Source organism: Intestinimonas butyriciproducens, from assembly GCF_004154955.1.
In the GTDB taxonomy this organism is placed as follows: domain Bacteria; phylum Bacillota; class Clostridia; order Oscillospirales; family Oscillospiraceae; genus Intestinimonas; species Intestinimonas butyriciproducens.
The window spans coordinates 2,840,850-2,853,518 of sequence record NZ_CP011524.1 but is presented as its reverse complement, the minus strand read 5'-3'; the positions used below and the strand labels follow the sequence as shown (position 1 = coordinate 2,853,518).

At 58.5% G+C, this 12,669-nt stretch carries 11 protein-coding genes; 8 read left to right on the top strand and 3 right to left on the bottom strand.

Features of this window, described 5'->3' with window-relative positions:
- Window positions 1-13: 13 nt before the first annotated feature.
- From SRB521_RS14015 to SRB521_RS13995, 5 genes are all read left to right on the top strand, one after another.
- A complete protein-coding gene (locus SRB521_RS14015; protein ID WP_116722584.1) occupies window positions 14-1,174 on the top strand; it encodes a polysaccharide pyruvyl transferase family protein in 1,161 nt (386 codons plus the stop codon).
- A gap of 122 nt (window positions 1,175-1,296) precedes the next feature.
- A complete protein-coding gene (locus SRB521_RS14010; RefSeq protein WP_207215978.1) occupies window positions 1,297-2,235 on the top strand; it encodes a DUF6625 family protein in 939 nt (312 codons plus the stop codon).
- A 12-nt stretch (window positions 2,236-2,247) separates the two neighbouring features.
- Window positions 2,248-3,774, top strand: a complete 1,527-nt coding sequence (locus tag SRB521_RS14005; RefSeq protein WP_116722583.1) for an oligosaccharide flippase family protein — start codon at window positions 2,248-2,250, stop codon at window positions 3,772-3,774.
- Between the two features lies 1 nt (window position 3,775).
- Window positions 3,776-4,957, top strand: coding sequence for a Coenzyme F420 hydrogenase/dehydrogenase, beta subunit C-terminal domain (locus SRB521_RS14000; protein WP_116722582.1), 1,182 nt, complete (start codon window positions 3,776-3,778; stop codon window positions 4,955-4,957).
- A gap of 165 nt (window positions 4,958-5,122) precedes the next feature.
- Window positions 5,123-6,466 (top strand): butyryl-CoA:acetate CoA-transferase, encoded by a 1,344-nt coding sequence (locus tag SRB521_RS13995; RefSeq protein ID WP_058118474.1) that lies wholly within the window; start codon window positions 5,123-5,125, stop codon window positions 6,464-6,466.
- 39 nt (window positions 6,467-6,505) lie between these two features.
- On the opposite strand, the gene SRB521_RS13990 is transcribed toward SRB521_RS13995, so the two are convergent.
- On the bottom strand, window positions 6,506-7,432 hold the full coding sequence (locus tag SRB521_RS13990; protein WP_116722581.1) for a LysR family transcriptional regulator: 927 nt from the start codon (window positions 7,430-7,432) through the stop codon (window positions 6,506-6,508).
- Between the two features lie 394 nt (window positions 7,433-7,826).
- Between SRB521_RS13990 and SRB521_RS13985 the strand changes: the two genes are divergently transcribed.
- From SRB521_RS13985 to SRB521_RS13975, 3 genes are all read left to right on the top strand, one after another.
- Window positions 7,827-8,237: a VOC family protein gene (locus SRB521_RS13985; RefSeq protein WP_158453397.1), complete on the top strand. Its 411-nt coding sequence runs from the start codon at window positions 7,827-7,829 to the stop codon at window positions 8,235-8,237.
- Window positions 8,238-8,381: 144 nt separating this feature from the next.
- On the top strand, window positions 8,382-9,737 hold the full coding sequence (locus tag SRB521_RS13980) for a short-chain fatty acid transporter (protein WP_075704627.1): 1,356 nt from the start codon (window positions 8,382-8,384) through the stop codon (window positions 9,735-9,737).
- Between the two features lie 52 nt (window positions 9,738-9,789).
- On the top strand, window positions 9,790-10,641 hold the full coding sequence (locus tag SRB521_RS13975; protein WP_116722580.1) for a beta-keto acid cleavage family enzyme: 852 nt from the start codon (window positions 9,790-9,792) through the stop codon (window positions 10,639-10,641).
- 172 nt (window positions 10,642-10,813) lie between these two features.
- Here the strand turns inward: SRB521_RS13975 and SRB521_RS13970 are convergent, their stop codons facing one another.
- Together SRB521_RS13970 and SRB521_RS13965 are read right to left on the bottom strand one after the other, a co-directional pair.
- The gene (locus tag SRB521_RS13970; protein WP_033118655.1) at window positions 10,814-11,773 is read right to left on the bottom strand and encodes a 3-hydroxyacyl-CoA dehydrogenase family protein; all 960 of its coding nucleotides are present in this window, start codon (window positions 11,771-11,773) and stop codon (window positions 10,814-10,816) included.
- Window positions 11,774-11,799: 26 nt separating this feature from the next.
- Window positions 11,800-12,642 carry a beta-keto acid cleavage family enzyme gene (locus SRB521_RS13965; protein ID WP_058118468.1) on the bottom strand — a complete coding sequence of 281 codons (843 nt, stop codon included), beginning with the start codon at window positions 12,640-12,642 and terminating at the stop codon, window positions 11,800-11,802.
- Window positions 12,643-12,669 lie beyond the last annotated feature (27 nt).

Below are 12,669 nucleotides of genomic sequence, written 5' to 3'. Positions count from 1 at the left end.
GGGGGACTATCATATGGTCAGGCTGTACGCCCATGGTGGCAGCGGAAACCACGGCTGTGAAGCCATTGTGCGCGCCACGGTCAAGATGCTGGAGTCCCCGGCGGTGCTGGCGACGACCGCGCCGGAAGAGGACCGGCGGTACGGTGTGGAGGAGGCCGTCACACTCCTGCCGGATACACCGCGGCAGTTGGGCGCGGTGGAGCGCCTGCGGCACGCGGTGCATTTTAAGCTCCGCCACGACGACGCCGTATATATCCGCCTCGCGCATCAGGATTTTTTCCAGTCGGTCCATCCGGGCGATATCTGTCTCTCCATCGGCGGGGACAATTACTGTTATGGCGGCACGGACATCCTCGGCATCTACCGGCGGGAACTCCAACGGCGGGGTGCGAAAACGGTCCTGTGGGGCTGCTCGGTAGAACCTTCCCTGCTCCAGAACCCGGCCATAGCGGAGGATATGAGGGGATATGATCTCATTACGGCCCGGGAGTCCATCACCTATCAGGGGCTTCTGGAGGCGGGGATCAGAGAAAACGTGGTCCTCTGCGCTGACCCGGCCTTCCAACTGGACCGGGTGGACCTTCCTCTGCCGGAGGGCTTTTCGCCGGGGAACACCGTAGGGATCAATGTGAGCCCCCTTGCCGCGGGTTACGGGAGCGGCGATCTGGTGGTGGAAAATTATGCCGCACTGGTGGCGCTGATCCTGAACGAGACCGGGATGCAGGTGGCGCTGATCCCGCATGTGGAGAAAAGCGGAAATGAGGACCGCGCGAGTCTTCTGACGCTGTACGACCGGTTCCGCGGCACGGGCCGCGTCCTGCTGGTAGGGGACCACAACTGTATGGAGCTCAAGGGCTTCATCGGACGGTGCCGCTTCTTTGTGGGTGCGCGGACGCATGCCACCATCGCGGCCTACTCCTCCTGCGTGCCTACGCTGGCGGCAGGCTATTCGGTAAAGGCCAGAGGGATTGCCCGGGATCTTTTCGGCACAGAGGAGCACTATGTGGTACCGGTCCAAGGCATGGAGCGGAGGGATGATTTGGCGCGGGCCTTCCGCTGGATGCTGGAGCATGAGGAGGCGATACGCATCCGGCTCCAGGAGACGATGCCGGAATACCGGGCCCGGAGTTTTTCCGCCGTCCATGCCCTGTGCAGGCTGGCTGATATGTCCTGACGTGGGCGAATGGTGGGCCCGTGGCTTGCCGGGGTGCCGGCTCCGGCGTTGGAAGTAAGGGATGAGACTGATGCAGCGCGCAAGGCGGCTGGAAAGGATACAAAAATATGAAAAAGATCTGTATGGTTGTCCCGTATTTTGGGAAACTCCCCCAATCGTTTAATTTCTTCCTGCTCTCCTGTGCCTATAACCCGGATGTGGATTGGCTGCTGCTCACAGACGATGACAGGCCCCTTCCATACCCCGAAAATGTACACTGTGTCGTGATGAGCTTTGACGCGCTCAGAGCGCGTTTCCAAACAAAGTTTTCCTTCCCATTGTCGCTGGAACGGCCTTATAAGCTGCGTGATTACAGACCCGCCTATGGATTCCTGTTGGAAGAGGAGCTGCGGGGCTATGATTTCTGGGGCTGCTGCGACGTGGATATGATGTTTGGAGACATCGGCGTGTTCATAACGGAGGATATGCTCAGCCGGTACGATCAGATTGGCCGGATGGGACACTTTTCCCTGTACAGAAACACGCCGGAAATCAATCTGTTGTTTACCGCTGCGGCGGGGGAGGAGGAGCCATACCGCCGGATCTTTACGACGGAAGAAAACTGTATGTTTGACGAGTGGGGCGCGCCGGGAATCCGCGACCTGTTCCGCCAGGCGGGGAAGCCCACCTGCGACCTGGACTGTATCGCGGATATCTCCCCGGACGACAGCTATTTTCGAACCGCAGTGTTCCAGCCGGAAAAACAGCGGTGGTCCTACGGGAAGGAAAACTGTATGGGCTGCTGGGACCGGGGGCGGGCCTTCCTGATGTGGAAAAAAGGCTCATACTGGAAAAATAAAGAGGTCCTGTATCTCCATTTTCCGAAGCGAAACATGGAGCAGGAGGCGCTGACGGAAGACGCCTGCTATATCATCCCGGACAAATTTGTGAGCACGGAGTACAGCATAGAGCGGCTCTATACGATCTGCCGGAACCGGCAGCTCTGGAATAAGGCGAGATGGCAAAAGGGTCGGGAAGGACTGCGCGAGCGGCTGGCCAAAAACTCCGCCTCCAAGCGTTGAGCGGAGCGCCGAATGGCAAGGAATGAACTGAAGGCCGGCGTAATCCTGTCCTATGTGAATCTGCTGATTGGAAATCTGATTCCATTTTTTTATACGCCGGTGATGCTGGAGCTGCTGGGCCAGTCGGAATACGGGCTCTACGGCATCGCCAATTCGGTCATGGGGTACATCGGCCTTCTGAATTTTGGGATCGGAAGCGCCATTATCCGTTACCTTTCCCTTTACCGGGCCCGGGGAGACAGGGAAGGGGAGGAGGGGATGGCGGGCCTTTTCCTTAAGCTCTACGGCGGCATCGCCCTGTTGATTCTTCTGGCCGGAATGCTGGTCTCAGGCCATCTGGAGGGCTACAGCCGGTCTCTGTCGGCGGCGGAAGTGGACAAGCTCAAAATATTGGTGCGGCTGATGACGGCGAACACCGCAGTGTTCCTGCCGTTCAGCGTGTTCTCCTCCCTTACGGTGGTCCACGAGCGGTACCTCTTCAACCGCCTGATCAATATCCTCTCCACGGTGGCGGCGCCATGCCTGAATCTGGCCATGCTGTACGGAGGATTTGCCTCTGTGGGCCTGGTGGCCGCGGGAACCCTGCTCAATCTGATCTCTTACGCGGCCTATACCATTTATGCGGTGTGCCGCCTGAACATCCGGCCCCGGTTCGGGTGGCGCTGCCCCGGTCTTCTGCGGGAGATCTTTGTATTTTCCGCGTTTGCTTTCCTCGGCAGCATGGTGGACATCCTCTACTGGGCGACGGATAAGCTCATCATCGGCTGGGCGGTGGGCGCGGCTGCGGTAACCATTTATAATGTGGGCGCCAGCTTCAATTCTTATGTGACGAACCTCTCCACAGCCATCAGCGGCGTTCTGATGCCGCGGATCACCAGTATGGTCACCCGGGAGACCCCATCGGAAGAGTTCTCGGACCTCTTTATCAAAGTGGGGCGGCTGCAATTCCTTGTGGTCTCCTTCATCGTATCGGCCTTTGTGGTTTTCGGCCGGCAATTCCTTGCCTTGTGGGTGGGAGTGGGATATGAAGAGGCCTATCCGGTGGCGCTGCTGACCATGCTGCCGGTGACGGTGCCCCTCATTCAAAACACCGGGCTGAATATTTTGTACGCCATGAACCGCCACCGCTTTCGGTCGGTGGTCTATCTGATCATTGCGCTCTTGAACGTGGCGCTGACCTTCTGCTGGGTGGAGCGATACGGCATGATCGGGGCTGCGGCGGCCACCTGCCTTGCCTACCTGCTTGGAAATGTACTGATCATGAACTGGTATTATGCCCGGCGCATCGGGCTGAATATCTCCCGTTTTTGGAAGAATATTGGGAGGATGTGCCCCACTGTGATTGTCTTTCTGGCGGCGGGACTTTGGACGGCCGACCATGCGGCGCTGGACAGTTGGCCCCGTTTTTTCACAGGAGCAGCGATCTATACGCTGCTCTATTTGCCCGCGGCATATGCCTTTATGATGGACCGCTACGAGCGGGAGCTCTGCATCGGCGTGCTGAAAAAACTGTTGAGACGGAGAAAGAGGGAAGACTGATATGCAAGCGCCAGTGGAAAAGGAGCGGTGCACGGGCTGCTGGGCCTGTGCGAATGGCTGTCCTGCCGGCTGTATCTCCATGGAGCCGGATGAAGAGGGGTTTCTGTACCCCAAAATAGATGCCGCAGCCTGTACCGACTGCGGTCTGTGCCGACGGGTTTGTCCGGCTGCGCGGTCGGTCCCGGTGGAGGGGGACGTACCGAAGGCCTACGCCCTGCACGCCCTGGACCGGGAACTGCTGGAGGGGAGCGCCTCCGGCGGAGGCTCCGCCCTGCTGGCGCAGAGCATGCTGGAGCGCGGAGGGGTGGTATTCGGCGCGGTCTTTGACGAGGCCTTCCTGGTGTACCACGACCGGATAGAGAATATGGCGGAGCTGGAACGGTTTCAGGGCTCCAAGTATCCCCAGAGCGCCGTGGGGGACGTCTATCGTCAGACCAAGGCGCTGCTGGAGCGGGGGACGCCGGTGCTGTTCACAGGGACCCCCTGCCAGATCGCCGGTCTGCGGGCCTATCTGGCGCGGGACTATGAGGGGCTTCTCTGTCAGGACCTGATCTGCCACAGTGTGCCCTCGCCCCGGGTCTGGCGGGCCTATCTGTCCGAGCTGGAGCGTGCGCACGGCGGGCGGGCCGCCTCCGTATGCTTCCGCCACAAGGCGGAGGGTTGGACACGGTATCAATTCCGCGTGGAATTCACCGACGGGGAGGCCGCTGTGATGCCGGGAAAGGACAATCCCTATATGCAGGCGTTCCTGGGCGGGCTGATCTGCCGGCCCTCCTGCCACCAGTGTCCGTTCAAGGGCCTGTCCCGCCCCAGCGACATCACGCTGGCCGACTTCTGGGGGGTGAAGCAGATCTGTCCGGAGGCCCTGGAGCGTCAGGGGACCACCCTGGCCCTGGTCCATACGGAAAAAGGGGCGGCGGCATTGGAGGCGCTGCGGGAGCGCGCCGCCGTAACAGAGGTGGACCCTGTGGCCGCGGTGACCTATAATCGGGCGGCGCTCCGCCCCAGCCCGGCTGCTCCCCGGCGGAAAATGTTCTGGCGGGCCTACCGTGGAAACGGCCTGGAGGAGATCGCCCGGCGGTGCTTGGAGCCGACGCTCTCCCAGCGCTTCAAGACGGCGGCGGGGGGGAACCCACTGCTCAGGGCGGGGGGCAAGTGCTTGCACTTGCTGAGGAAAGAGTAGATATTGAGCGATTTTGTGCTGTATTTGCTCCAATATTTGTTAAGCACAAAACTTTTTCTTGCCACCATTTTCCTCGGATGCTAAAATAAATACAATATATGCTCAGGGCGGTTTGGGAATTGCCGCCCCAGGCAGATATAGGAATTGGAAATGGGAGGCACGACTATGGAGCAAACGGAACTTTACCGGCAGAAATTGACCACGGCGGCGGAGGCCGTCAAAGAGGTGCGGTCGGGGGACTGGGTGGACTACGGCTGGTGCACCGGGACGCCCGAGGCTCTGGATCGGGCGCTGGCTGCCCGGTATGAAGAGCTGCACGATGTGAAGGTGCGGGGCGGCATCATCTTTCACCGGCCCGCCATCATGTCGGTGCCGGACGCGCCGGAGCACTTTACCTGGAACTCGTGGCATATGTCCGGCGTGGAGCGGAAGATGATCGCCGAGGGAGGGACCTATTATATTCCCCTGCGCTATTCTGAGCTGCCCCGCTATTACCGGGAACATCTGGCGCCCGTCCACGTGGCCATGTTCCAGGTGGCACCCATGGATGAGCACGGATTCTTCAATTTCGGGCCCAATGCATCCCATATGGCGGCGCTGTGCGATGTGGCGGAAGTCATTATCGTGGAGGTAAATCGGAACATGCCACGGTGCCTGGGGGGAAGCCAGGAGGCGGTCCATATCAGCCAGGTGACCCACATCGTGGAGGGGGAGAACCCGCCCATGCCGGAACTGGGTGCGGGCGGACCCGCCACTGAGGTGGAGAAAGCCGTGGCGGAGCTGATCGTGCCGGAGATCCCCAACGGGGCGTGCCTCCAATTGGGCATCGGGGGGATGCCGAACGCGGTGGGAAGCATGATCGCCCAGTCAGATCTGAAAGATCTGGGTGTTCACACGGAGATGTATGTGGACGCCTTTGTAGATATTGCCCGCGCGGGAAAGATCACCGGTATGAAAAAGAATGTGGACCGGGGCCGTCAGGCCTATGCCTTTGGCGCGGGCACAAAGAAGCTGTATGAGTACTTAAACAACAATCCGTCCTGTATGGCCTCCCCGGTGGATTACACCAACGACGTGAGAGTGATCTCCCAACTGGACAACTTCATCTCCATCAATAATGCGGTGGATGTAGACCTGTTCGGGCAGGTGAATGCGGAGTCCTCCGGCACCAAGCATATCAGCGGGGCTGGCGGACAACTGGACTTTGTGCTGGGCGCCTACCTCTCCAAGGGAGGCAAGAGCTTTATCTGCTGCTCCTCTACCTATCAGGACAAGGAGGGGCTGCTCCATTCCCGCATCGTACCGATGCTCAGCCATGGGTCCATTGTGACGGACACCAGGACCAACATCCACCATCTGGTGACGGAATATGGGATGGTAAACTTGAAGGGTTGCTCCACTTGGGAGAGGACCGAGCGGATCATTTCCGTTTCTCACCCGGATTTCCGGGAGGAACTGATCCAGGAGGCGGAGAAGATGAAGATCTGGCGCAGAAGCAACCGAAAGTAAACAGGATCTGCTATGCGGAAGAAAAGGAGCTGTATCCCTCTAGGGATACAGCTCCTTTTCTTCCGACGAGGCGGCGGCTTCCGCCTGAAGGGCCGCTACCGTGGGAAGGCAGTACTCCAGGAAGTTTTGAGCCACGACCGGGAGATACCGGTCCTTTACAGTGACGATGGCATTGGGGTAATCCAGGCCGGGCTCGTCAATGATCTTATAGTGAAAGTCCGGAAAACCAAACTGCTTTACCGTGCGGACCGGAACGATGGCGCAGCCCGGGATGTTCTTTGCCCACAGCAAGTTGGTGGAGATCCGCTCATTCAGCGCCACAATGTTGGGCGTGAAACCGGCGGAGAGGCAGAGCGGAGAAAACCGGGTGTTCCAGAAGCGGGAAACAAACAGGGGGATATCCTCCAGATCCTGCAGCCGGATCTTAGGCCCGCACCCCTGAAAGTACTGCTCGCCGCGGTAGCAGGCCACAAGAGGGTCGGGCGCAGTGTAAAATACATCCAGCCCGCTCAGCTTGACGGGGGTCCGGATGAGGGCGATGTCACAGAGTCCGTCCCACAGCCGCTGGATCAGGATATCGGACCGCTCCTCATAGATATCGAATTTGATGTTGGGAAAGTCTTTATGAAAGCGAGGAAAGACTGTCTCCAGCCACACGTTGAACAGATTCGGAACGGTGCCAAGGCGCAAGGTCCCGGACAGACCCACGGAGAGGTCGTGGATCTCCTTGTGGATGGAGTCTGACCACAAAAGCGTTTTCTTGGCGTATACGTACAGGATCCGGCCCTCGTCGGTCAGCTTCATCTGCCGGGAGCCCCGAAGCATGAGTTGAGCGCCATACTCCTCCTCAATGTTTCGCAGATGCCGGGACAGGGCGGACTGAGCGATGTGCAGATTCTCAGCGGCGGCGGTCAGCGTACCGGCATCCGCGATGGCAACAAAGATTTGCAGGTACTTAAAATCCATATGATCACCATACTTGTCCTGTATCTGAATAGATAAATCTATGAAAATGATTCTATAGTAGATGAAAGAAAAAAGCAAGAAAGGAAAAAGCAAGAAAGGAAAAAGAGGCGGGGTGATGTAAAATGCAGGTGGAGAGAACTATCTTATTTTAGCATGGTAAGCGTGTTAAATTGATATTTGAATTATACCGGAGAGAAAGATATAATACAAGAAAAAATAATACAAACAGAGCAAAGAGATTGAGCTCTTTTTTGTTACAAAGTTCAGAAATGGCCGGCCATTTCTGTTGTCTGGGCTTGCCCAGACAACAGAAACATTAAGGCCTTTTGGCAGAAAAGGAAAAGGCGGGATTTTGTCGGGGCACGGAAAAGTGACCATGGAAGAGGGAGAGAACATGCCAATCAAAAAGGTCAACCACATCGCCATCGCCGTAAAAGATATAGACAAGGGAATTTCCTTCTACCGGGATATCCTGCGGCTCCCCTACTATGGCACGCAGATCGTGGAGGCGGCGGGCTGCAAAGCGGCGTTTTTTGGCTGTGGAGACCTGGAAATCGAGCTGGTGCAGGGGATTGAGGACTTTGCGGCTGTCAACAGGTTTATAGAGGAGAGGGGGGAAGGCCTATATCATATTGCGTATGAGGTGGACGACTTGGAGCAGGATATGAGATATTTTCGCAGCATAGGAGTTGGGCTCCGAAATCCTGTGCCAAGGCCGGGCGCCAATCATACGCTTGTCAACTACATTGACGCGGAAGCAGGACACGGTGTAATCAGCGAACTGGTCCAGAAGACAGAACAGTAATCTTTCAAACGCACAGCATGTCAATATCCTTGCGCCCCATCCCATACCTTTGCTTCAAAATGTTTGTTCTCTAAGCGAGTCAATCGAGAGAAGATCCCACGCAGAGCATGGACTCAAAATGAAGAGAGAAGGAGAGACAAAAACATGAGAGCAATTTCGAAAGCGCTTTGTAAGTTTGTGCAAAAGTGGCTGCCCAGCGCATATGTTCTGGCACTGCTTCTGACCCTGGTCGCCTTTTTGGGGGCCTGGGGGCTCACGGACAGCAGTCTGTTGGACTGCGTCAAGTACATGTCTCAGGGCATGTATTCCCTGCTCAGCTTCACCATGCAGATGGTGCTGGTGCTGGTGACCGGGCACTGCCTGGCCAGCTCCAAACCGGTGAAGAAGCTGCTGCGCTCCATCGCTTACCTGCCCAAGAACCGCGTTGCCGCCACCCTGACGGTAGCCCTGGTGGGCATGATCGCCACTTACCTGAACTGGGGCCTTGGCATGATCGCCGGCGCTCTGGTGGCCAAGGAGATCGCCCGTGTCTTTAAGGGCAGAGGCGTCAAGGTGGACTATGCGGTCCTGATCGCAGCCTGCCATGCCGGCAACATCATCCGCGGGCCCTCCTCCTCCATTCCTCTGGAGGTCACTGCTGAGAGCAGCATCGTCTATGAGATCGTAGGCGATATCATCCCCACCACTGCCACATTGTACAGCTCCTGGAACCTGATCATCACGGTCCTGGTGCTGATCTCCGGCCTGATTACATACGCCCTGATCTGTCCCAGGGAGAGCGAATGCATCGAGATTCAGCAGGCTGTGCTGGATGCCGACGCCGCCCGGGAAGAGGCCGAGGAAAAGGCCCATGCGGCTAAAAGCTGGAAGGACATGGACTTCGCTGAGAAGCTGGATAACTTTGCCCCTCTGGCTATCATCCCCGCGCTGATCGTTGTGGCCTACATGGTGTGGTACTTCTGGACCAAGCGCACCCTGAACTTTGGCCTGAATGAGGTCGTGCTGATGTTCTTTGCCGCCGGCGCCCTGTGCCACAAGACCCCCGGCAACTATTCCCGCGCCATGGGCGAGGCCATCAAATCCGCCGCCGGTATTACCCTGCAGTTCCTGTTCTACGCCGCCATTATGGGCCTGGTCAAAAATTCCGGCCTTGTGGATATCCTGGCCAATTTCTTTGTCAGCATCTCCTCCGCCAAGACGCTGCCCCTCTTCACCTTCTGGGCTGCTGGTCTCGTCAACATTTTCATTCCCTCCGGCGGCGGACAGTGGACCGTGCAGGGCCCCATCATGATGCAGGCCGCAGACACTCTGAACGCGGACTTTGCCAAGACAGCCATGGCGCTGTGCTGGGGCGACTCCTGGACCAACCAGATTCAGCCCTTCTGGGCGCTGCCCGCGCTGTCCCTGGCCGGCCTGGGGATCAAGGACATCATGGGCTACTGCTTCACCTTTGCCATTGTGTCCGGCATTGTGATCTCGGTCTGTTTCCTGGTCCTGTAAGCAACAAGGCAACCGTTTTTAATCCAGAGCTTTTTTAGAAGGGAAAACCAGAATGAAAAAAGTAATTATCACCTGTGCCCTGACGGGCTCCGTCCCCAGCAAGGAGAAATTTCCGGCCCTCCCCATCACTGTGGATGAGATCGTCAACGACGCCATCGCGGTCTATGAGGCCGGCGCCGCCGTCGTCCATGTCCATGTGAGGGACCGTGTGACCGGGAAGAATTCTCATGATATAGAACAGTTCCGCGAGATCAAGGAGACCCTGGAAGCCAAGTGCCCCGATCTCATCGTCCAGCTCTCCACCGGAGGACGGTATGACGCCAGTGAGGAGGACCGGGACAACGCCCTGCGTTGCCTCCCGGAGATGGCCAGCTATTGTCCCGGGTCCAGCGCCTTCCCCACAGGAGCTTATGTAAACCGCGTGGAATACTATACCGCGCAGGCGAAATTCATGCTGGAGCACAACATCAAGCCCGAGATCGAAGTGTTCGACACCAACATGATGAGCAACGCCATCAACCTCCACAAGGAAGGCCTGCTGACCGGCCCTCTGTACTTTGACTTTGTTATGGGTGTGAAAAACACCATGCCCGCGACGATGTCTCAACTGGGATATCTGCTCACCATGCTTCCGGAGGGAGCTGAGTGGAACCTGGCTGGTGTAGCCGGAATGCAGGTCAGCACCATCCTTTGGGCCATGGGTGCGGGCGGCCACGTCCGCGTGGGTCTGGAAGACAACCAGTACCTCTATAAGGGCGTCAAGGCCACCAACGTGCAGCTGGTGGAGCGCGCCGTGCGGATCGCCAAAGAGGTGGGCCGCGAGGTGGCCACCCCCGATGAGGCCCGGATCATGCTGGGCATGAAGCCCCGCGGCATGAGAAAGACCGAGGCCTCCGATACCTAAACGGAGCAGCGTGGGGGACGGTGCGCCGAATGCAGTCCCCCCGCGTTCCCCATACTTTTCCTCCCCAATATCCCAACACAAGAAAGGCGGCCGCCCAATCGGGCGGCCGCCTTTCTTGTGTTGGGGTGGGAAAAGCAAATGGGAGAGAAGTATGATGACGCGGTGCCGGAACTCAGATCGTCTCGTCGATCAGGGGACCCACGGCCTTCAGAACCTGGAAGAGCAGTTTGTCCCTCTTTTTGCAGACCTCGGCGGGATCGCGTCCGCTGTAGTCGTAGAAGCCTTTGCCGGTCTTGACGCCCAACTCGCCCTTATCCACATGATCGAAGAGGACGGCGGGGTGCTTGCTGGTCTCCGGCATGACATAGCTTGCGTTGATGATGTTGTTGGCGCTGATGTCCAGACCGGTAAAGTCGTAGCGCTGGACCAGGCCCAGTACCATGCCGCGGGGCATCAGGCTGGCCTTGACGGCCAGATCCAACTGCTCCGGCGTACATACACCGTTTCCAAGCAGATAAAATACCTCGGTGTTAAGCAGGATCTGGATGCGGTTGATGATGTAGCCGGGTACGAATTTTTCCATACGCACAGGCGTTTTACCGCACTCCTTGAGAAGGGCCAGGACCGTTTCCATGGTCTCTTCAGAGGTGCGCTCATCCCTGGCGACCTCCACCAGAGGAATGATGTGAGGGGGCGCAAACCAGTGGGCGGCGGCAAAATTGGCGGCGCGGCCCTCGGGGATAAGTGTGAAGGGGTTGAGCGAAGAGGTGTTGGAGACCAAGATGGCCTCCGGGGGGAGCAGGGCGTCCACCTGGGCAAAGACAGAGGTCTTGATGGCGGGCTTCTCCGCCACCGTCTCCTGGACATACTGCACGTCTTTCAGTGCGGCCTCCAGGTCGGCGGTGAAGCTGACCCGGGCAAAGACACCGTCGGCCTCCTCTGCGGTGAGGAGCTCCTCCTCCACAAAGGTGTCCAGATTGGTGCGGAGCATGACCTTGGCCTTTTCCAGGGCCTGCTCACTGATGTCGTAAAGATTGACGCTCCGCCCGCTCATGGCGTAGCGCTGGGCGATGCCGGGCCCCATGGTGCCCGCGCCCAAAACGGCGATCCGTTTGATCGATTCCAGCCTCATAGCAATGGGCTCCTTTCCGCTTTTGTTTAGATGTGTTTGGTCAGGCCGAGGATCTCCCGTGCATCGGCGGCGGTGGCGATGGTGCGGCCGGCCAGCTCGCCCAGCTTGCAGGCCCGCTCCACCAGCTGCGCGTTGGTGGCCAGGACGCCCTTCTCCAGGAAGATGTTGTCCTCCAGGCCCACCCGCAGGCCGTCGCAGCCCTCGGCCAGGCCCAGCAGCATGCAGGGCAGATGGTCTTTACCGATGCCCGTGATGGACCAGGTGGAGCCGGGGAGCATCTTGGGCAGCAGATAGGCCAGCGAGTCGGCGTTGCCCGGCATGCCGCCCGAAACACCCAGCACGAATTGATAGTGGATGGGGGTGGCGAGGAAGCCCTTCTTCATGTAGTAGGCGATGTTGCCCATCATGCCGCCGTCAAAGACCTCGCACTCAGGCTTGATGGCCTCCTTCTGGCAGAGGGTGCCCAGACGCTCCAGGAAGGAGGGGCTGTTGGCAAAGATGTAGCTGTTGGCCCAGTTCATGGAGCCGGGGTCGTAGGAGCACATCTCCGGCTTGAGGATGGGCAGGTGGGCAAGGCGCATATCCTCGGAGAACTTGGAGCCGGAGGAGGTGAGGTTGAGGACGGCGTCCAGATTGGCTTTGGCCAGCTCCTCCCGGACCAGGTTGACCACGTGGCAGAAGCGCTCGGTCTCCATGGTGTTTTTGCCGTCGTCGTCCCGGACGTGGATGTGGATGACGGAGGCGCCGGCCTTCACGACGGCCACGGCGTCGGCGGCGATCTCCTCGGGTGTGACGGGCACATAGGGCGTCTGGGATTTCATGGTGCCCGCCCCGCAGAGTGCCGCGGTGATGATGAGTTTTTTGCCCATAGTAATTTCCTCCTGAATCATATGTCA

Coding starts and splice junctions, on each gene's coding strand:
- SRB521_RS13980 (WP_075704627.1), top strand. CDS start 8,382: ATGAGAGCAATTTCGAAAGCGCTTTGTAAGTTTGTGCAAAAGTGGCTG.
- SRB521_RS13970 (WP_033118655.1), bottom strand. CDS start 11,773: ATGAGGCTGGAATCGATCAAACGGATCGCCGTTTTGGGCGCGGGCACC.
- SRB521_RS14005 (WP_116722583.1), top strand. CDS start 2,248: ATGGCAAGGAATGAACTGAAGGCCGGCGTAATCCTGTCCTATGTGAAT.
- SRB521_RS13975 (WP_116722580.1), top strand. CDS start 9,790: ATGAAAAAAGTAATTATCACCTGTGCCCTGACGGGCTCCGTCCCCAGC.
- SRB521_RS13995 (WP_058118474.1), top strand. CDS start 5,123: ATGGAGCAAACGGAACTTTACCGGCAGAAATTGACCACGGCGGCGGAG.
- SRB521_RS13985 (WP_158453397.1), top strand. CDS start 7,827: ATGCCAATCAAAAAGGTCAACCACATCGCCATCGCCGTAAAAGATATA.
- SRB521_RS13965 (WP_058118468.1), bottom strand. CDS start 12,642: ATGGGCAAAAAACTCATCATCACCGCGGCACTCTGCGGGGCGGGCACC.
- SRB521_RS14015 (WP_116722584.1), top strand. CDS start 14: ATGGTCAGGCTGTACGCCCATGGTGGCAGCGGAAACCACGGCTGTGAA.
- SRB521_RS14000 (WP_116722582.1), top strand. CDS start 3,776: ATGCAAGCGCCAGTGGAAAAGGAGCGGTGCACGGGCTGCTGGGCCTGT.
- SRB521_RS13990 (WP_116722581.1), bottom strand. CDS start 7,432: ATGGATTTTAAGTACCTGCAAATCTTTGTTGCCATCGCGGATGCCGGT.
- SRB521_RS14010 (WP_207215978.1), top strand. CDS start 1,297: ATGGTTGTCCCGTATTTTGGGAAACTCCCCCAATCGTTTAATTTCTTC.